14 protein-coding genes and 1 tRNA gene are annotated in these 19,051 nt (G+C 64.4%); 4 read left to right on the forward strand and 11 right to left on the reverse strand.

What is annotated here, in order from left to right; translation table 11 throughout:
• Positions 1-198 precede the first annotated feature (198 nt).
• Positions 199-272, reverse strand: a tRNA-Gly gene (locus tag FHW64_RS01450).
• Between the two features lie 214 nt (positions 273-486).
• Between FHW64_RS01450 and FHW64_RS01455 the strand changes: the two genes are divergently transcribed.
• Positions 487-2,277 (forward strand): hypothetical protein, encoded by a 1,791-nt coding sequence (locus FHW64_RS01455; RefSeq protein WP_184522392.1) that lies wholly within the window; start codon positions 487-489, stop codon positions 2,275-2,277.
• A gap of 33 nt (positions 2,278-2,310) precedes the next feature.
• Here the strand turns inward: FHW64_RS01455 and FHW64_RS01460 are convergent, their stop codons facing one another.
• The 9 genes from FHW64_RS01460 to FHW64_RS34280 form a co-directional block, all read right to left on the reverse strand.
• Entirely contained in the window at positions 2,311-3,435 is a 1,125-nt protein-coding gene (locus FHW64_RS01460; RefSeq protein WP_184522394.1) for an acyltransferase, read from the reverse strand.
• A gap of 158 nt (positions 3,436-3,593) precedes the next feature.
• Entirely contained in the window at positions 3,594-4,940 is a 1,347-nt protein-coding gene (locus tag FHW64_RS01465) for a hypothetical protein (RefSeq protein WP_184522396.1), read from the reverse strand.
• 2 nt (positions 4,941-4,942) lie between these two features.
• On the reverse strand, positions 4,943-5,923 hold the full coding sequence (locus FHW64_RS01470; RefSeq protein ID WP_184522398.1) for a glycosyltransferase family 2 protein: 981 nt from the start codon (positions 5,921-5,923) through the stop codon (positions 4,943-4,945).
• A 201-nt stretch (positions 5,924-6,124) separates the two neighbouring features.
• Positions 6,125-7,015 (reverse strand): cupin-like domain-containing protein, encoded by an 891-nt coding sequence (locus tag FHW64_RS01475; protein WP_260303600.1) that lies wholly within the window; start codon positions 7,013-7,015, stop codon positions 6,125-6,127.
• Between the two features lie 201 nt (positions 7,016-7,216).
• A complete protein-coding gene (locus tag FHW64_RS01480; RefSeq protein ID WP_184522402.1) occupies positions 7,217-8,149 on the reverse strand; it encodes an SMP-30/gluconolactonase/LRE family protein in 933 nt (310 codons plus the stop codon).
• Between the two features lie 30 nt (positions 8,150-8,179).
• A complete protein-coding gene (locus FHW64_RS01485; RefSeq protein WP_184522404.1) occupies positions 8,180-9,148 on the reverse strand; it encodes an ABC transporter permease in 969 nt (322 codons plus the stop codon).
• Between the two features lie 8 nt (positions 9,149-9,156).
• Complete coding sequence (locus tag FHW64_RS01490; RefSeq protein WP_260303601.1) at positions 9,157-10,143, reverse strand: ABC transporter permease; 987 nt, start codon at positions 10,141-10,143, stop codon at positions 9,157-9,159.
• Positions 10,140-11,660 (reverse strand): sugar ABC transporter ATP-binding protein, encoded by a 1,521-nt coding sequence (locus FHW64_RS01495; protein WP_409350585.1) that lies wholly within the window; start codon positions 11,658-11,660, stop codon positions 10,140-10,142. Before FHW64_RS01495 ends, FHW64_RS01490 begins: the two co-directional genes overlap by 4 nt.
• 11 nt (positions 11,661-11,671) lie before the next feature.
• Positions 11,672-12,793: a sugar ABC transporter substrate-binding protein gene (locus tag FHW64_RS34280; RefSeq protein ID WP_184522406.1), complete on the reverse strand. Its 1,122-nt coding sequence runs from the start codon at positions 12,791-12,793 to the stop codon at positions 11,672-11,674.
• 192 nt (positions 12,794-12,985) lie between these two features.
• Here FHW64_RS34280 and thpR point away from each other — a divergent pair, with 192 nt between their 5' ends.
• Genes thpR through FHW64_RS01515 form a run of 3 tightly spaced genes read left to right on the forward strand, consistent with a single transcriptional unit; the run spans position 12,986 to position 18,654 of the window.
• Positions 12,986-13,516, forward strand: a complete 531-nt coding sequence (gene thpR / locus FHW64_RS01505) for an RNA 2',3'-cyclic phosphodiesterase (RefSeq protein WP_184522408.1) — start codon at positions 12,986-12,988, stop codon at positions 13,514-13,516.
• 30 nt (positions 13,517-13,546) lie between these two features.
• Positions 13,547-14,518, forward strand: a complete 972-nt coding sequence (locus tag FHW64_RS01510; RefSeq protein ID WP_184522410.1) for a diguanylate cyclase domain-containing protein — start codon at positions 13,547-13,549, stop codon at positions 14,516-14,518.
• Between the two features lie 8 nt (positions 14,519-14,526).
• Positions 14,527-18,654 carry a PAS domain S-box protein gene (locus tag FHW64_RS01515; protein ID WP_184522411.1) on the forward strand — a complete coding sequence of 1,376 codons (4,128 nt, stop codon included), beginning with the start codon at positions 14,527-14,529 and terminating at the stop codon, positions 18,652-18,654.
• Here FHW64_RS01515 and FHW64_RS01520 read toward each other — a convergent pair.
• On the reverse strand, positions 18,620-18,976 hold the full coding sequence (locus FHW64_RS01520; protein WP_184522413.1) for a DUF2784 domain-containing protein: 357 nt from the start codon (positions 18,974-18,976) through the stop codon (positions 18,620-18,622). The genes FHW64_RS01515 and FHW64_RS01520 overlap by 35 nt on opposite strands.
• Between the last annotated feature and the right edge of the window lie 75 nt (positions 18,977-19,051).

Genomic DNA, 19,051 nt, shown 5'->3' on the forward strand with positions numbered 1-19,051 from the left:
TGGGGGCACTCCTGCGCCGGTTTTGGGGGCGTAACTCCGAGGTTTGGGGGCGTAACTGCCTCCGCGCCCCCATCTACGCCCCCAAAAGTTCTGAAAATCGGTGATGCGCCGTGCACCGCCGTGCTGCCCCGATTATCGCGCTTTCCCAATGAAAAAGGCCCCGAATGGGGCCTCGTGATGCTCAATGAATATGTGTTTTGGAGCGGGCGAAGGGAATCGAACCCTCGTATGAAGCTTGGGAAGCTGCCGTTCTACCATTGAACTACGCCCGCGTCGGATGCGGATTCTAGCGCGGCTGCTCGCCGCGCTCAGAAGCGATCAAGCACGATGGGCTGCCACAGGAAGTGGCCGTTCGAAGCCGCGCGTGCGAGTTGGCCTTGTCGCAGCGAAGGCCGCATAATCTGCCGCCTTGTTCAGTCCGACGACGAGCTTCGGGCATGCAACTGGCGCCCATCCTTCCGTTAGACCTTCTTCGTTCTGGAGAGCATGCAGACAGCATTCGACCATTTCCGCTCGCAATCGACCCCGCGCCGCGCTTTCGCGCTGGCTGCTCTTGCAGGTGTGGTCCTTCTGTCCAACGCATTCGCTGTCCACTATGTCTTGCAGGAGCGTGCCGTCTACTTCTGGGACTGGGCGGGCTACTGGATCCGATTCATCGACGTCAGTTCGGACCTGCTTGAGCAGCCGCTGCGTACCCTGCGAGGGATCCTGGTCTCGATTCGAGGCGAGGACTACAACTCCCTGGTCATCGTCCCGCTGATTCCCATGGAATGGGTCTTCGGGCCCGGCCGCCTGGCCTACGTCCTGGCCATCGTCAACATGTCGCTGCTGCCAAGCGCGTTCATGCTGGCCTGGTTGCCCTGGCGTGGCTTGCCGCCTCGAACCGACAAGCCGCTCGCGGACCTGGCCTTGGCCACGGCATGCGTTGCGACGATGCACGTGATGTGGATTCCAGTGCTTCGCGGCCTACCGGACATTCTGGGCTTGTTCGTCATCGGGCTTGTCCTGCGGGTTCACTTTTCCGCCCCGCTCGCCGAGCAGAAGATGCGTCAACTCATCACGACTGGCCTCCTGCTGTGCCTGCTAGTTCTTGTCCGGCGCTGGTATCTGTTCTGGGTCGTGTCCTTTTTTCCGGCGCTCGCACTGGCGCAAGGCTTTGCGATCCATCGGCAGGATGGCGGTCTGCGGTGGCGCAGCAGCGGGGGCGCAGCGCACAAGGCAATCATCATCGGGCTGACTTTTGCGGGTGCGATGGCTGTCATCGCGACACCGTTGGTTCTTCGGATCCTGCGCACTGACTATGCGGACATCTATTCTGCGTATCGCTACAGCACGTCCATCACCGAGGTTGCGCAGAGGCTGTTCGCCTATTTCGGATGGAGCCTCCTCGCCTGCGGGCTGGTCGGGTTGGTATTGCTCTGGCGGCGCCAGGAAACCCGGACCTTTGCGATCTTCCTGCTGGTTCAGCCGGTCATCATCTTCTGCCTGTTTGCGCGAACCCAGGACTTTGGCGTGCAGCACTATTACCTGCTCACGCCTTCGGTCGGGATAGGCATCGCCGCATTGGTCCTGTGGCTGTGCGCACAGATCAGGAAGAAGATATGGACTTCGCTTCTTGCATTGGCGCTCGTCTTCGTCTGCACGATTGCAGGGTCGCTCCTTGTCTTCCTATCTTCCAGGATGGACAAATCGACGGCAGCTTCTGTTCTTGCTTTCTCTTCCACCACCATCAGCAACGCTTCAAGTCCCTTGGGTGCTCTGGTGACGACGGCCCGCTTCCCTCCAATGCTCAGGAACGATCTGGCCGAATTCGACCGCCTGTTGAGCGACGTGGTGGATCATGGAAAGGGAACGGTCTACGTGGTCGCCAGTTCGACGGTGCTCAACTCGAACATGATGGCAGTGGCCTGCCGGACTTCAGGACGGCCGCCGGAATCTTGCGCACGGCTCCTTCCCACGAAGGATGTCGACAAGCGTGACGGATTTCCCCATGGGTTTGTCCGCGCAGACACCGTATTGGTCGCCGTGCCGACGCAATATCACCTGCGTCCGGAAGACCAGCAGGTAATCGGTTTGCTGGCAAGGGACATGACGGAAGGCCGCGGTGTGGGGGCTGCTTTCCGGCGATTGCCGAACGAATACAGGCTCGAGAATGGTGTCGCTGTCTACGTCTACGCGCGTTCCCGAGCATTCGAGCCGGCGGAACTGCAAGCGCTGAGCCGCGAATTCATCGAACACTATCCGGGCCTGGGCAAGACCTTCAGTGAGGTCGAATAGGGACAGGCTTCAGAAGCGGAACGCGACGGATCGTCATTTGCGAGTCGAGACGTCACTTCGCATCTGTACTGGCGCCACGAGTCCCGGGGTGCGCTTCCGTGCGTCCTTGAGCTTCAGGAAGGGCGTTTCGATCAGCCAGTAGCTCAAAGTCGCGGCCACGATGGCCTGCAAGATGTTGAGTGGAAAGCCCAGCGTCACCGGTGAATGCTCGGACAGGAACAACTGCTGCCACAGATACAAGCTGTACGAAATCGTCCCGATGAACACGAACGGACGCAGTTTCAACAGCCGCGTGAGCCAGAACTGCTCCATGGATGCGATGCCCATGATGATCAGTCCCACGATCGCTGCGGTCAGAGTGGTTCCGTATGTGGACCAGTAGCCGCGAAGCAGCCCAGCGAGCACCGGCGTAACGAACACGACCAGCAGGCAGCCGGCGGTCAGCATTGCTGCGCTGTATCGAGAGCTTTCAAGAAAGGCCTTGATGCGCGACTTGTTGAGCGACACATAGCACCCAACCAGGATCGAGTCGACTCCGGTGTGGAGCATCATCCCAAGCTGCCCCCGGAGGTTTGGCGCGAGATAGTACGAAGCCACCCTTACTATCGGCACGAAAAGAATGAGTCCGGCCAGGAGCTTGGTGCTGCGTCGATGCAGCAAGAAGATCAGCAGGGGCGGCCAGAACCAGTAGAACTGCTCTTCGAGCGACAGGCTCCAGAAGTGGCCGAGGTACCACGCTCCGTCGAGGTGTTGTGCGCTGACCGGGCCCAACCCGAGGGCCTCCGAATAGTTCCACATGTGCAGCGCCGCGAAGGTGAACTGCTGCCACGCGATATCGATCAACTGCCAATGCGAAAGCAGGCCGAGCACGATGATGAACGCGTAGAAGGCAGGCCAGATTCTCAGCGTGCGGCGAATGTAGAACTGAAGAAGATCGATGCGCCCGGTCGCTTCCCACTCGGAGTGGAGGATGTTCGTGATGAGGAAGCCGCTCAGCACGAAGAAGATCTGAACGCCGAGGCCGGCGTCAGAGAGAAATCTCAGCGGATAGAGCCACCCGGTAAACCCGCCTTCCACCGTAGTGCTGGCATGCCCGAAGACCACCATCATCACGGCGACGCATCGAAGTCCGGTGAGAGCGGGTATGTGTCCCTTCATGCGCATTCCGTGGCGATTGCTTTGGCGATGCAGAAGGAGCTCTGCAACTGACGGTTACGATTTGACGGACATTAGCACAAATTTAGTACTTTGCTGGCGGGAATTTGAGCGATCTCCATCGTGGGGATGATCGAATTCCGAAGCCGCAGTGCGGGCTCTCATTGGGCTGGCGCCAAACCCGAATCGGTCCGCGTGGCTGGCACGCTCCGCGGCGCTCGTCTTGCGGCAAGAAGCACGAACATCGATGCGGCCACGACGATGCCCAGACTCAATCCCAGATCTCGGTAGACGAACCATGAATGGACGATGCTGTGATTGCGCATCAGCTCCATCCACACGACGGGGATCAGTGCGGGCGAGACCACGATCAGGAAATCGGCGACCCGACCCTTCGTGAAGCGCCCGCGGACCAGCGTGAACGCGAGCAGCGCCGCCGCGATGGCAAGCGAAAGCACGAAAAGCGGCCAGCCCAGCGACTGGATGTTCGCTAGCGTCGGAGTGCCGATGTGCACTGAAAGCTGTTTCCCGATTTCGCCTTGCGGGTCTTCCACAGTCCGCCTGACGATGTTCGAGAAAACCTCACTGATCACCTGCTGCGGTCCCAGGAAGATCGCGCTGATCACCCACTTGCCGATCCATGTCGCCGCATAGCTGAAGAACCATGTGAGCGTGACGCCGGTGGAAGACAGCAGGAGCGACCTTGCGGACACGTCCGGACGATTCCAGCGCGTGGCCGCGATGATGAGGAACATCATCAGGGCGGGGGTGAGGGGCGGGTTGACGAGGAAATCGACGAACGCGAAGAGGGCGCCCGAAAGCAGTGCGATCCACAGCAAACCACTGCCATCGTGGGGTCTGGACTTCAAATGCACCGCCGCGGCCCAGGCCGTGGCAAGGCAGACCATGAGGCCGACCGCATGCACGGTCACGAACGGAAACGTGAATAGATCGGTCGTCAGAAAGAGTGTGCCCAGCAGCGACGCCACGATCGGCATCGGAAGCACGCGCGTGGATGCGTGCAGGAGGCCGACGCTCAGGATGGTGAGAAGAATCAGGCTGACGTAGTGCACCCGGGCGAGCGGTATGCCCGCCCACAACATCGGCCGCAGATAGACGTCGTAGCCATGCCAATAGCGCATGTAGGGCGCGACCTGGACGGAGGCGCCGTCCCGGAGATTGCTGACCAAGGCGCCGCAGGGATCGGCCTTCTCGGTATTGATGCCGACGATATAGCGGTGTTCGAGAGCGCGCGTCAGCGCCGATTTGCCCTCGGGAGGGATCGTGCCCGCGCCCAGCGCGATGCATTCCGTGAACAGGTCCATGCCCTGACCGTAAGGTCCGGGATCCCAGTTGCTCGCAATGAGCCTTCCGGTTCCCACATCCTTGCGGAGTCGCTCCTGCACGCGGCCCGAATCGAGCGTCTGTATGGCGACCATCAGCATCACGAAGACGACGTTGAGCGCCAGCAGACAAGCGGCCGCCCTGATCACGAATCTGAAACTCATTTTCAGGCCCCGCGATGGAAGGGAGCCACTTGCAGGTACATCAGCCGCTTCAGTTCCTGGCGCCCGCGCGTGACGGTTTCGAGCACCATGCCGGCAGTCAATGAGAGGCAAGCCAGGATCATGATGCCGGTCGCAAGGATCGCGGTCGGAAATCGGGGCACGAGACCCGTGCGCGACCATTCGATGACAACAGGCGTCGCCAGTCCCAGCGACACCACGGCCAACACGAAAGCGATCACTGCGAAGAACAGCAGCGGCCGTTCATGCTTGTACAAGGCCAGGATGAGACGCAGGATGCGCAGGCCGTCGGAATAGGTTGACAGCTTGCTGACCGACCCCGGCGGACGCGCGCCGTAGGGCGTCTCGATTTCGGCCACCGGCATGCGCAGTTCGAGCGCGTGGACCGTGAGTTCGGTTTCCGTTTCAAATCCCTTCGACAGTGCGGGGAACGATTTGACGAAGCGCCGCGAAAAGACGCGATAGCCCGAGAGGATGTCGGTGAAGCTTTTGCCGAACAGCCAGGCAACAAAGCCGGTGAGGACGGCATTGCCGAACTGATGGCCGGGGCGGTAGGCGTCCGCCGTGTCGTGCACGCGGCACGCGACCACCATATCGTTTTCCTCTTCGATCAGACGGGCGATCATTTCAGGCGCGGCGCTCGCGTCATAGGTCGCATCACCGTCGACCAGGACGTACACATCGGAGTCGATGTCGGCGAACATGCGGCGCACCACGTTGCCCTTGCCCTGTCGGCGCTCGACGCGAACGATGGCGCCGGCCTTCCGCGCAACTTCCTGGGTGTCGTCGCGCGAATTGTTGTCGTAGACGTAGATGTCGGCGTGAGGGAGGCTGGCCCGGAATCCGCGTACCACCTGCTCGATGGCCGCCTCCTCGTTGTAGCAGGGAATCAGCACAGCGACCCGCGGCGCTGCGGGGATTGGCCTTGATTCGGCATGCTGCGAGACAACGCTGAGTGCTGTCATTCGATTCCTTGATTCGATGGAGCGCTTGGTTGCGTTTTATAACAGGACCGCTGGTGTGCGGATCCGGGCGCGTTGCCGTCAACGTCCGCAGCAGCGCGGCCGGCACGCGTTCGACGCGGTTCGCGGACGGCAGATCGTCCGCATTGAGCAGCAACACCATAGCCGTAGCGGCTGCGACCCCGGCGTTGAGCGTCCCGATGCCTACGTGCTCGGCTGAGTGGGCCAGTGCGTCACCCGCCTGCGCGCCTGCCAGACCTTGATCGGCACCCGTACCGCGTTCGACGCGGCGGCCTTGACGCGATCCACCGCTTCGTTCTCGCCGATCGGGTGGGGCGACATGCCCAGGCGCCGCAGGACCTCGTTGAAGCTGTGGGCCTTCGTGACTGTGTCGGACTTGAGCGTGCGGAAGGTGAACGCGAGCGATACGGAAAGGCCATCCAGGGTATGAACCCGGTGTGGCGCGATGAACGGGTGGTGCACGCCGAGCCCTGGGTGGAGGTCGAAGTGCATCGCCTTTTGCTCGAAAGACGGCTTGTAGGTCGGCCGCCAGGCGCCGAAGGCGGAGAGCAGATGGTCCTTTTCCGCGGGGCTCAGGATCTCCTCGTCGGCGGGATCCCAGAGCAGCACTTCCTTGTCGCCGCGCACCTGCAGCAGGAAGTTCATCTCGCGGTCCATGTGATAGGGCGTCACCGCGCCGCTGGTCGATACGAAGATGTAGGTCGAGAACCAGGTAACGACGGGATCGGTGTCCGAGATGGCTGCGGCGATTTCGGCCAGCAGGCTCTCGATGAGCGGCCGGTAGGTCGGATCGCGCTCGGGGTTGTAGATGCAGATGTAGGCCTTCAATTCCTCGAAATGCTCGAGCGTTTCCTCGAGCGAGAGGCCGTCCCGGTAGCGGTCATAGGACGAATCAAAGTGGGCATTGCCGGGAATGATGCCCCGTCTCAGCTTGACGAAGTCACCCGGCAGGCGTCGACACAGCGCGAACAGCGAGTCCAGTTCGAGTAACGGATGTTCGGCCAGTCTGTGGCGGACGATGAAGGGCTGGCGGTTGTATGAGCTACCGACCTCGTCGGAATCGAAATCGAGCAAGGCGTTGGATCGCGACCTTTGGTCGAGGGCATATGCGGCAGCACGTTCGCGCGGAACGAACTCTCCAAACATCGTGACCTACTCCCCTGAAAGAATCCAAACTCGCGCATCGCATGCACGCGGGAGATTGAAAACAAAAGGTTACTCCTTTGCTGAGCTAGCGCATACGGGAAAACCCTCGGATATGCCTTCCGACAGATCTCAGGCGCTGTTCCGCCCCGCGGCCCTTGCATTGAGATAAACCGCATAGAGCGAGGTCGTCGCGCAGATGAAGAGCCGGTTGAGCTTCGGTCCGCCGAAGCACACATTGGCAACGACCTCCGGCAGGCGGATCTTGCCGATCAGCGTGCCGTCCGGCGCATAGCAGTGCACGCCGTCGCCGGCGCTGCTCCACAGGTGGCCCTGGGTGTCGATGCGGAAGCCATCGAAGAGGCCGCTGTCGCAGGTTGCGAAAACCTCGCCGCCGCTGAGCGTGCGGCCGTCCTCGGCCACCTGGAAGCGACGGATATGGCGCGGCCCATCCGTGACGTGCGTCGCGCCGGTATCGGCCACGTACAGCAGGCGTTCGTCGGGCGAGAAGGCAAGGCCGTTGGGTTGCACGAAGCCATCGGCCACGCGCGCCACCGAGCCGCTCTGCGGATCGATGCGGAAGACGCAGCGGTCGCCGATCTCGCTTGGCGAGGCATCGCCTTCGTAGTCGCTGTCGATGCCGTAGCTCGGGTCCGAGAACCAGATACTGCCGTCGGACTTCACCACCAGGTCATTCGGCGAGTTGAGCCGCTTGCCCTCCCAGTGCGAGGCGAGCACGGTGCGCGAGCCGTCGTGCTCGACGCGCGACACGCAGCGCCCGCGATGCTCGCAGGAGACGAGCCTCCCTTGCAGGTCGACCGTGTGGCCGTTGGTGTTGAGGGCGGGTTGGCGGAAGACCGAGACCGAGCCGTCGGTTTCGTCCCAGCGCATCATGCGGTCGTTCGGGATGTCGGACCACACGAGATAGCGCCCGGCAGCGAACCATGCCGGACCCTCGGCCCAGCGGCATCCCGTGTAGAGCTTGTCGACATGCGCGGTCGGGAAGATGAGGCGGCTGAAGCGGGGGTCGAGCACTTCGTAGCTCGCTGCGGTTTCAATCGTCATGAAGTTTCCTTGGATGTCCTGTCGTTTTCGTCAGCCCGACTGCCGGCGGCCGCGGCCGTACACCAGCAGCATCGAGATGATGACGACGCCATAGATGACCTGTCGTCCCATCTCCGGGATCTGCATCACCGAAAGAATCGATTGGAGCAGGGTGATGAGGATCACGCCGACGACGGTGCCGAGGTACGAGCCCTGGCCGCCGAGGATGTTGGTGCCGCCGAGCACCACGGCCGCGATGGCCGGCAACTGGTAGGCGTCGCCCATCGCCTGGTAGGCCTTGGTCGAATAGCCGGTCAGCAGCACGCCGGCCGCTGCCGAGCACGCGCCCGCGATTACGAAGCACAGCAGCGTGATGCGGCGTGTGTCGATGCCCGAGAGATAGGCCGCGCGTTCGCGATTGCCCACCGCGTAGATCGCGCGGCCGAAGGTCGTGCGGTGCAGCAGGAACATCGTGGCCGCCCCGACGGCGATCCACACCAGCAGCGCGTTCGGGATGCCGAGCAGCGATCGGCCGGTCGCAATGAGGTGCATCGCGGGTGTTGCGCGGTCTTGCGGTGCGAAGCCGCCGGTCTGCACCACGATCAGGCCTTGCGCCACGGCGTTGATGCCGAGGGTGAAGATCATCGACGGCACGCGCAGATACGCCACGCCGATCCCGTTGACCAGCCCCAGCACTGCGCCGCAGAGGATGCCGAACGGAATCGCGATCGCCGCGCCCGCGCCGCCCCACCAGCCCGCGGCAGCGGCCGACATCATTCCGCCCACGGTGACCAGCCACGGCACCGACAGATCGATGCCACCGAGCAGGATCACCAGCATCGCGCCGGTCGCGATCACGCCGAGGAAGGACGCGATCTGCAACTGCAGCAGCAGGTAGTCCGGGGAGAGGAAGTTCTTCGAATAGAGGCTGCCGACGAGAAGCAGTGCGACGGTGCACAGCGCGCCCGCGATCACCCGCAGATGGCTCGATCGCTTTAGTCGCAATGCCAGTGTGCTCATCCCGGGCCTCACCTGAATATCTCGAGCCGGTTGGTGACCTTGAGCAATCGCAGCGAACCGAAGCTCACCGCAGTCAGCAGGATCACGCCCTGGAAGAGGGGCTGCCACAGTGGTTCGAGGTCGAACACAAAAAGCAGGTCGCCAATGGTGCGCAGCACGAGAGCACCGAAGATCGATCCGATCGCGCTGCCTGATCCGCCCGCCAGCGAGGTCCCGCCGATGACGACTGCGGCGATCGAGTTGAGTGTGTAGACCCCACCGATCGCCGACGAGGCTTCGCCCGAGTAGGTCACGAAGGTCAGCAGCAGTCCGCCGATGGCCGCCAGGAGCCCCGCGAGCGTATAGGTGACGATCTTTGCGCGACCGATCGCGACGCCGGACATGTAGCTAGCGTTTTCCGACGAGCCGATCGCCAGCGCCGCGCGTCCGGTCACCGAGCGGCGATAGGGCACCCATACCAGCAGCACCACCACGACGAGCACCACCAGCATTGTGGGGATGCCGCCTGGCAGGGCGCCGGTGAGTGCGTCGGCAAGCCCTGCATGCACATCGCCACCGGGCACGGGCCGAAGACCCAGCGCGAGGCCGAAGTAGATGATGCCGGTGGCCAGCGTGGTGATGATCGGCTGAAGGCGGCCGTACACGATGATGATCCCGTTGATGAAGCCGCACAGCGCGCCCGTCGCCAATACGGCGACCACGCCGAGGCCCGCTTGCAGCGGCGTGCCGATCACGAGATGCGAGGCCATGCAGTTGGCAAGCACGAAGACCATGCCCACAGAAAGATCGATGCCCGCGGTCAGCACCGGCAACGTCTGCGCCATCGCGACGATCGCGAGCAGCACGCCCTTGTTGGCGGCAGTGGTCAGCACCGGCGTGCTCCAGCCGACCGGATGCTTGGCGATATAGAGCGCGAAGATCAGGACGAACATCGTCACGGTTGCGAAGACCGCGCGGTGTTCGCGCAGGTGAAAGCGCCAGTCGGCATGCATCATGCGGCGGCCTGCTGAAGGTTGAGGGCGCTCGACACCAGCGCCCGTTCGGTGAGTTCCGCGCCGGCCAGCCAGCGCACGATGCGTCCGTCGTAGAACACCGCGACGCGGTCGCAGCAGCCGATCAGCTCTGCGTAGTCGGTCGAATAGAGCATCACCGCCGCGCCTTCGTCGGCCAGCGCACGCACCAGCGTGTAGATCTCCTGCTTGGTGCCGACGTCGATGCCGCGCGTCGGGTCGTTCAGCAGCAGGATGCGCGGCGCGTTGATCAGCCACTTTCCGATCACCACCTTCTGCTGGTTGCCACCCGACAGCGTGCCGACTGCGTCGCTGGTGTCCGGCGCCTTGATCGACAGCCGGCGCACGATCTGTGCAACCGCCTGTGCTTCTTCCGCGGTGGCCAGCACGCCGGCACGACTGAGCCTGTCGAGCGCGGCGAGGCTCAGGTTGTCCTTTACCGACATCGGCAGCATCAGGCCGTCGGTCTTGCGGTCTTCGGGCACCAGTGCAATGCCGAAGCGCGTGCTCTTGGCCTGCCTGGGATCGCGCACCGACGCAGGCTTGCCCTCGAGGCGCACTTCGCCGTTCACGCCGCGCAGCACACCAAAGAGGGAAAGGAAGAACTCGCGCTGGCCCTGTCCGTCGAGCCCCCCAAGCCCGACGATCTCGCCTGGCCAGACCGCCATGTCGATGTCGTGCAGCCGGTCGTTCCACGAAAGGCCGCGGGTCTCCAGCGCAGGTGCGCCGCCCGCGTCGGCGGCACGCGGCGGCGGCTTTGGCGGAAAGGCATGCGCGATGTCGCGGCCGATCATCATCTCGATGGTTTCCGCGTCGCTGCGCGTGCCGGCCTCGAAGGTCGCGACATGGCTGCCGTTGCGGAACACCGAGCAGTCGTCGGCCAACTCGGCGATCTCCTTCATGCGGTGCGAGATGTAAATGATCGCGAGGCCTTCGCTGCGCAGGCGCTTGAGCAGCGAGAACACACGCTCCACATCCGCCGTGGTCAGCGCCGAGGTCGCCTCGTCGAGGATCAGGATCTTCGGGTCGCGTGCAAGCGCCTTCGCGATCTCGACCATCTGGCGGCGCGACAGCGTCAGGCTTTCGACCGGCGCCAGCGGATGGATGTCTTCGGCGCCGGCGCGCGCCAGCGCAGCCTCGGCGATGCGGCGTTGGGCCTTTCGGTCAATCAGGCCGTACTTGCGCGGCGGATTGGTGATGCAGATGTTGTCCGCCACGCTCAGGTCCGGCATCAGCGACAGCTCCTGGAAGATGCACGCGATGCCGGCTGCGACCGCTTCCTGCGGATGCGAGAAGCGGCGCTCGGTGCCTTCCAGCACGATGCGGCCTTCGTCGGGCCGCACCACGCCCGCCATGATCTTGATCAGCGTCGATTTGCCCGCGCCGTTCTCGCCGAGCACCGCGTGGATACGTCCCGGCTCGCAGGCGAAGCTGGCGCGCTCCAGCGCGCGCACCCCGCCGTAGCGCTTGGAGACGTCGACCAGCCGCAGGATCGGTTCCAAAGCCGGAACCGTCAGTTGTTCTTCTCGTCCTTCGACATGATGTCCGTCGCCTTGAGATTCACGTCGCAGGGCGGGAAATCGTTCGTGGTGAAGAAGTTGTCGGTGAGGTCGGGGAAGTAGTTCTCGCCGGCCTTGAAGTTCGGATGCGACGCCATGGGGATCGGCACCGAAATCATCTGCGGCATCACCTTGCCCTGCAGCGCGGCAACGGCGGCCTTCATCGAGATGGCGACGAGACCCGGCGACTGGCCGAGCGAAGCGCACACCAGGCCTTCCTTCGCGTGTTCCACGCAGAGCTTGCGGAAGCCGTTCTCGGCCTCGCCCGCGACCGGGATCATCTTGTGCTTGGCGTCGATCAGCGCACGCACCGCGCCGGTGGAGCCGCCTTGCACGAACATGCCGTCGAAGTTCTTGTGCACTGCCACGGCATCGGCGACTGCCTTCTGCGCGGTGCCGTCGTCCCAGTTGCCGACGACCTCGACCACCTCGAACTTGTTGCCCGGCGCTTCCACGACCTTGCGGAAACCGAGGTGACGATCGCGGTCCACCGAGTTGCCCGGCACGCCGCGTACTTCGAGCAGCTTGCCGCTCTTGCTCGGGATGTTCTTCACCACCCATTCGCCGGACTGCTGGCCCATGGCGAGCTGGTCCTCGTTGACCATCATCACCTGGTCGCTGTCGAGCACGTTGTCGAACGGCACCACGACCACGCCGGCCGCGTTCGCGCGCTTGATCACCGGCGCAAAGGCAGTCGGGTTGACCGCGATCGTCACGATCGCGTCGTAGCCGGAGTTGATGAAGTTGTCGATCGCCGCGATCTGCGCTGCGACGTCGGTGCCGGTCGAGACGATCTTGAACTCCTTGATGTTGGATTTCATTTCTGGCGTCGCCGCGTAGGCCTTCGCCATCTTGATCATCTGGATGCGCCAGGTGTTGCCCACGAACCCATTGGCGAGCGCGATGCGGTACGGGCCCTTCTTGGCTGGCCACTGGAAGTACTTGGTGTTGGCGTCCCAGGGCTTGAAGCAGGCGGGGTTCTCGCCAGGGCCACTGACCACCGAGGGGCCGGCCGCCATGGCGGACGCAGCGACGAATGCCGCTGCCGCGGCGACGATGCGGGTGCGAAAGATCATTGCTGTCTCCTTGTTCTGGACGTGGGGCCCGCCTGAACGTGACCGCCCAAGGGGCGAAAACAATGCCGCACCTGCACATCGTCCTCTGGGCAGGTTGCCCGATCATCATACAAATCAGGGTTTGTGCCAGTGGCTTGGGATATACCCTTGCCGACAGCCGCGGAGGAGGGGAGCGCGTAAGGTCGACGGCCGATGAACACCCTTCAGGAACCGAAGCGGCGTCTCTTCATCGGGCTGTTTCCGGACGAACCGGTTCGAGCCGCGCTGGAGGCGCATCGCAAGACGTGGTCATGGCCCGCGGGCGTGCGGCTCACGAACGTGGCGCGCATCCATATGACGCTGCAATTCCTCGGGGAGGTGGATAGCTCGCACGAATCGCTGCTCGCGCAACGGCTGGCCAATGTGCGCATGCGCCGGATGACGCTGCTGCTTTGCAGGCCGAAGGCATGGCACAACCCGATCGCAGTGCTGATGCCCGACGAGCACGCGGGCTTGCGCGCACTGCACGAGGACATCGCGCGGCAGGTCGAAAGCGTGGGAATTTTCTTGCCCCCCGAGCATTGGGTGCCGCATCTCACCCTCGCGCGAAAGACGCGCGGCGCAGTTCCGCCGACCGGGATGACGCCGATCACCTGGCAAGTGAATGAATTCGTATTGGTCTGCTCGCACACGGCGTATCCGGCGCGCTACGAGTTCATCGCGCGCTACGTCGCGCAGGGCTGATCGTCAGGGTGCTTGCGGCAGAATCGAAAGATGAAGAAATTTCCGGTGGAGGCGAGCCTTCTTCTCGTCGATGACGATCCCGGCATCATCCAGGTGCTGAGTCGGATACTTTCTGATTACTCCACCCTTCGATTCGCCACCAGCGGTGCCGACGCACTGCAACTGAGCAAAGAGGCGACGCCCGATCTGATCCTGCTCGACGCGCAGATGGGCGACATGAGCGGCCTCCAGGTCTGCGAGGCGCTCAAGGCAGACCCGGCGCTGGCCGACGTACCGGTGATCTTCGTCAGCAGCCACCAGGAATCCGAACTCGAAGTCGCGGTCCTGCAGATGGGCGCGGTCGACTTCATCCGCAAGCCGTTCAATGCGCAGCAGGTGCTGGCGCGGGTCAATACGCAACTCAAGCTCAAGCGGCTGTCGGACGACCTGCGGCGGCTGTCGCGCGTCGACGGCCTGACCGGGCTGGCAAACGAAACCGCTTACGCCGAGACCGTTGCGCGCGAGAGCGCCCGCGCGGCGGAGGCAGGGCAGTCCATTTCCGTCGTACGGGTCGAGGTCGACTTCTTCCAGTCCTTCGAAGCGCTCTACGACCGCAAGGCGACCGATGCCTGCCTCGCGGCTGTCGGCGATGCGCTGCGCCGCAGCATGCGCCGGCCGGGCGATGTCGCCGCACGGCTCGATCGCGAGCGCTTCGCGATGGTTCTCCCCGACACATCCGCCGACGATGCGCTGCATGTGGCCAACCGCGTGCTGCGTGCGGTTGAGACACTCGACATCGGTCACCAGGGGTCCGCGGTTTCGCGCCATGTGACCTGCAGCGCGGGCGTGGCCTGCCTCGATGTGGCGCGACGCGACGAGCTGGCTGCTGCAGGCGTCGAAGCAATCGGCGCGCTGGCTGCAGCGGCCACGAAGGCGCTTGAGGCGGCGATCGCAGCCGGCCGCGCGCAGGCCGCGATCGCGGCTCCTGATGCAGCGCCGGCGCCTGTCGCCGACGAAGGCTGAACAGTCCCGTGGGGATTCGTGAGTTCGCGCGGTCCCTGGTCTGGCTGATCGTCGGCCTTTGCGGCGCAATGGGCGCCGCGCTGTTGCAGTCCCAATACAACGAGTCGCTGGCGAAGGAGCGCTTCGATACGCTCGCGCGGCGTGCGGTCGAACAACTCGCCGCCCGCATGAAAAGCTACGAGACCGGGCTGCGCAGCACGCGCGGCGCGGTCATCGCCGCAGGCGGGGAGAGCGGTATCACCCGCTTGCGCTTCGCCCAGTTCATGGCTTCGCGCGATATCGAGCGAGAGTTCCCCGGGTCGGGTGGATTCGGCTACATCCGGCGCGTGCCCGTCGGGCAGGAAGCCGCCTTCGTTGCCGCGGCGCGTCTCGACGGCAAGCCGGATTTCCGCGTCCACCAGCTTGGTCCCAACGACGGTGAGCGCTTCGTCGTCCAGTATTTCGAGCCGGGCGATTCGACCAGCCCCGCCATCGGTCTCGACCTCGGTTCGGAGCCGAAGCGGCGCGCGGCGGTGGAACGCGCAACGCAAAGCGGCGAGACCACGATCACTGCGCCGATCACGCTGGTGCAGTTGGAGGCGGACAGCGTCAAGTTGCGATCGGTGCTGATGCTGCTGCCGATCTATCGCGCCGAGGCGCAGCTCGGCAGGCTCCAGCAGCGGCAGCGCAAGTCGTCGGCGGCGCGCGGCACGCCCGACGACGTCTTCGGCTGGGCCTATACGCCGCTTCGTGTCGACGAAGTGCTCAAAGGCTTCGATTTCCAGGGCGGTGAGTTCGCGATGTCGCTGGTCGATGCGACGCCCGGCGCGCCCCGCGAACGCTTCTTCAGGTCGCCGCGGCAACTGGATGTGCAGCAGACCGACTACCAGACCACGCTGCCGCTGCCGCTATACGGACGAACCTGGCAGGTCGAGATCATTTCGCAGCCGCGATTCATCAACCAGCTCAACCTGCGCAGCCCGTGGGCGATCCTGCTGATCGGCTCGGTGCTCGCACTTCTGTTCGCGCTGTTGTCGTTCGTCGAGCAGGTCACCCAGCGCCGCAAGGAGCGCGAAGGCGAGCAGCGATCGCGCCTCGCGGCCATCGTGACCAGCTCCAACGACGCAGTCATCGGCTGCAGGCTCGACGGCCGGATCACCGACTGGAATGCCGCGGCCGCGAAGATCTTCGGCTACAGCGCGGAAGAAGTGCAGGGCCAGACGCTGCAGTCGCTGCTGCTGCCGCCCGACTACGTACAGGAAGAGGAGACGCTGCTGCGGCACATCGCCGATGGCAAGTCGGTTGCCGCGTTCGAGACCTTCCGGCGGCACCGCGACGGTTCGCCGGTGGCGGTGTCGGTGGCCGCGGCGCCGATCCGCTCGGCCGATGGCCGCGTCATCGGTGTGGCCGAGACGATGCGCGACATCACGCACGAGAAGGCCACCAAGGCGCACATCCTCGAACTGAACGCCACGCTCGAGCATCAGGTGCAGGAGCGCACCGCCGAGCTGGCCGCGCTTTCGCAGCGCGAGCGCGCGATCCTTGAAGGGGCGGCCAGCGCGATCATCGCGACCGACGTGCGCGGCGTGGTGACGTTGTTCAATCCAGCCGCGGAGGCCTTGCTCGGCTACACGGCCGCAGAGGTCGTCGACCGCATGGAGATGAACAGCTTCCACGATGCGTTCGAAGTCCACGGCCGAACGATGGCGCTCACGACCGAGATGGGCCGTCCGTTGCAAGCAGGGGAAGTCTTCGCGCCCGCGCCAGGCACCGGACGTGCGCAGGCCCGGGAGTGGACCTACGTGCGGAAAGACGGCCGCCGCGTCCCCGTGCACCTGAACGTGAGTCCGCTGCGCGATGCGGAAGGCACGGTGGTCGGCTTCATCGCGATCGCGGCCGATCTCTCCGAACGCAAGGTGGCGGAGCATCGACTGCGTTCGAACGAGCGCTTCATGCGGATCGTGACGGACAACATTCCGGGCGTGGTGGCCTACTGGACGCCGGACCTGCGTTGCACCTTCGCGAACAACGCGCACGAGCGTTGGCTCGGCCGCAAATCCGCGGAGATGGCCGGCATCACGATGGAAGAGCTTCTCGGGCCGGTGCGCCTCGGCGAGAACCAGCCCCTGATTCGCGCGGTGCTGGCCGGCGAGGACCAGCGCGTGATGCGCACCCGCACGATGACCGATGGCACCGTCGTGCACTACTGGCTGCACTTCATCCCCGACCGCGACGATGCGGGCGTCGTGCAGGGCTTCATCACCGTGGCGGTGGACGTGACCGACATGCGCGAGGCACAGGCGCAGCTCGAGCAACTCAACGAGGCGCTCAACGAGCGCAGCGCGCAGGCGGAATCCGCGAGCAAGGCCAAGAGCGAATTCCTCGCGAACATGAGCCATGAGATCCGCTCGCCGCTCAACACCGTGCTGGGGCTGGCCTACCTGCTGCGCCAGACCGAGCTCGACGAACGCCAGCGGGAACTGCTCAAGCGGATCCAGACCGCCAGCACTGCATTGCTGGGCGTCATCAACGACATCCTCGACATCTCGAAGATCGAGGCGGGCGAGATGGTGATCGACGAGACCGAGTTCGGCCTGCGCGAGCTGCTCGAAGGCGTGATCGAGATGGCCGGAGTCGTGGCCAACAACAAGGACATCGCGCTGCGTCTCGATGCGGATGAAGACCTGCCCGACCGGCTTCGCGGCGACGTCACCCGCATCCGGCAGATTCTGGTGAACCTGCTGAGCAACGCGGTCAAGTTCACCGCGAAAGGCTCCGTCCGTCTGAACGTACAGGCGCTGGCGCGCGACGAGCATCACGTACGGCTGCGCCTCTCGGTGACGGACACGGGCATTGGCATCGAGCCCGCGCTGCTCGACCGCCTGTTCACCCCCTTCACGCAGGCCGATTCATCGACGACACGCCGCTTCGGCGGCACTGGGCTGGGTTTGTCCATCGTCAGGCAACTTGCCGAGCTGATGGGCGGCGAGATCGGCGTGAGCAGCACGCCAGGCGTGGGCAGCGAGTTCTGGGTCGTCCTGCCGCTTGCCACGGCCGGTGACGACGACGTATTTCCGATGCCCGACGAACCGCACCCGCTTCGGCGGCTCGAGGATGTTCGCGTGCTCGTGGTGGACGACAGCAAGATCAACCTCGACGTGTGCCGCCATATCCTCGAGAGCGAGGGTGCCCGCGTGAGCCTGGCTTCCGACGGCGCCGAGGCGGTCGGGCGCTTGCGTACCGCGCCCGATGCCTTCGACGCGGTGCTGATGGACGTCCACATGCCCGTGCTTGACGGCAACGAGGCGACGCGCCGCATCCGCGGCGAGCTGGGGTTGCGCGATCTGCCGGTGATCGCCCTGACCGCGAGCGCGCTGGTCTCCGAGCGCGATCGTGCGTTGGAGGCCGGCATGACGGACTTCATCAGCAAGCCTTTCGAGGTCGAGGCGCTGATTCGCACCGTCCGCCGTTGCGTGGCGCGCGTGCGGGGCGAGCAGCCCGCTGCAATCGTCCAACCGGCTCCGGCGGGCGCAGAACTGCCGCTGGATTGGCCCCGGATCGAGGGCATCGACGCAGGCGATGCCTTTGCGCGGCTGGTCGGAGACAAGGTGCTGCTGCTCAGCGTGCTGCGTGGGCTTCTGAACGAATACGGCGATCTGGCTACGAGCATTGGGGTGCCGGAAGAAGACAGCACGGGAGAGGCCCTCCGGGCGCGGCTGCACAAGCTTCAGGGTAGCGCCGGCGTGATCGGTGCCCGCGAAGTCCGGCAGGCGGCGCTTGACGGTGAAACGGCGCTGAAGGCTGGCGATCGGGCCGCGACCGAGCGGGCACTGCATGCGCTGAGTTCGGCGCTGCAAACGCTCGAAACATCGGCCCGCCTGTGGCTTTTTGCGCCGGTGCACGCGCAGGAATCGCAAGAGGCTCAGGCGCTCGACCCCGAGGGGCTCGCGTTGCTGGTCGATGCACTCGACCGGCAGGACCTCGCCGCCATGCCCTGGTTCGAGGAACTCGGCCCTGCGCTGCGTTCCGCGCTCGGCGACGATCGCTTCGCCGAGCTTGACGGCGCGGTCCGTTCGCTCCAGTTCCGACGTGCCGCCACGCTGATGCGCGACGTGTCGCTGGTCAACGACGCAGAAGCAGCCGCCCGTACACCGTGAGGTTGAGCAGCGCGACGAATGCACCCAGCACCATCTGCACGCCGCGCGTGAGCCCTTCCGGGTAGATCGCCGCGAGCAGGTAATGCTCGATGAAGCCGCCTTCGTAGCCGGCCAGGCCGGCCGCGCGGCGGAATTCGTTCTCCAGCGGGGTGAGCGGGCAGATCCCGCCCGACCATTCGATCCAGATCGCCCAGGCAACGGCCGGCAGGTGCAGCCATGCGAGCCGAGGCCAGCGCCAGACCGCCGCGCCGCCCACCAGCACGAAGAGGATGAAAGCGCCGTGCAGCACCAGCACGCCGTCTGCGAGGACACGGTCAAGCATGGGGTGGGATTCTTCCCCAAACCTATAATCGAATGTTCAAGCAGATCAAGCAGTTAGGTGGGTTCGATGCGTGGC

This window comes from Variovorax sp. Sphag1AA (genome assembly GCF_014192575.1).
In the GTDB taxonomy this organism is placed as follows: domain Bacteria; phylum Pseudomonadota; class Gammaproteobacteria; order Burkholderiales; family Burkholderiaceae_C; genus Variovorax.

Excerpts from the sequence above, each read along its gene's own strand:
- FHW64_RS01520 (WP_184522413.1), bottom strand. The coding sequence starts at position 18,976 with ATGCTTGACCGTGTCCTCGCAGACGGCGTGCTGGTGCTGCACGGCGCT.
- FHW64_RS34280 (WP_184522406.1), bottom strand. The coding sequence starts at position 12,793 with ATGATCTTTCGCACCCGCATCGTCGCCGCGGCAGCGGCATTCGTCGCT.
- FHW64_RS01470 (WP_184522398.1), bottom strand. The coding sequence starts at position 5,923 with ATGACAGCACTCAGCGTTGTCTCGCAGCATGCCGAATCAAGGCCAATC.
- FHW64_RS01455 (WP_184522392.1), top strand. The coding sequence starts at position 487 with ATGCAGACAGCATTCGACCATTTCCGCTCGCAATCGACCCCGCGCCGC.
- thpR (WP_184522408.1), top strand. The coding sequence starts at position 12,986 with ATGAACACCCTTCAGGAACCGAAGCGGCGTCTCTTCATCGGGCTGTTT.
- FHW64_RS01490 (WP_260303601.1), bottom strand. The coding sequence starts at position 10,143 with ATGATGCATGCCGACTGGCGCTTTCACCTGCGCGAACACCGCGCGGTC.
- FHW64_RS01460 (WP_184522394.1), bottom strand. The coding sequence starts at position 3,435 with ATGAAGGGACACATACCCGCTCTCACCGGACTTCGATGCGTCGCCGTG.
- FHW64_RS01465 (WP_184522396.1), bottom strand. The coding sequence starts at position 4,940 with ATGAGTTTCAGATTCGTGATCAGGGCGGCCGCTTGTCTGCTGGCGCTC.
- FHW64_RS01480 (WP_184522402.1), bottom strand. The coding sequence starts at position 8,149 with ATGACGATTGAAACCGCAGCGAGCTACGAAGTGCTCGACCCCCGCTTC.
- FHW64_RS01485 (WP_184522404.1), bottom strand. The coding sequence starts at position 9,148 with ATGAGCACACTGGCATTGCGACTAAAGCGATCGAGCCATCTGCGGGTG.
- FHW64_RS01510 (WP_184522410.1), top strand. The coding sequence starts at position 13,547 with ATGAAGAAATTTCCGGTGGAGGCGAGCCTTCTTCTCGTCGATGACGAT.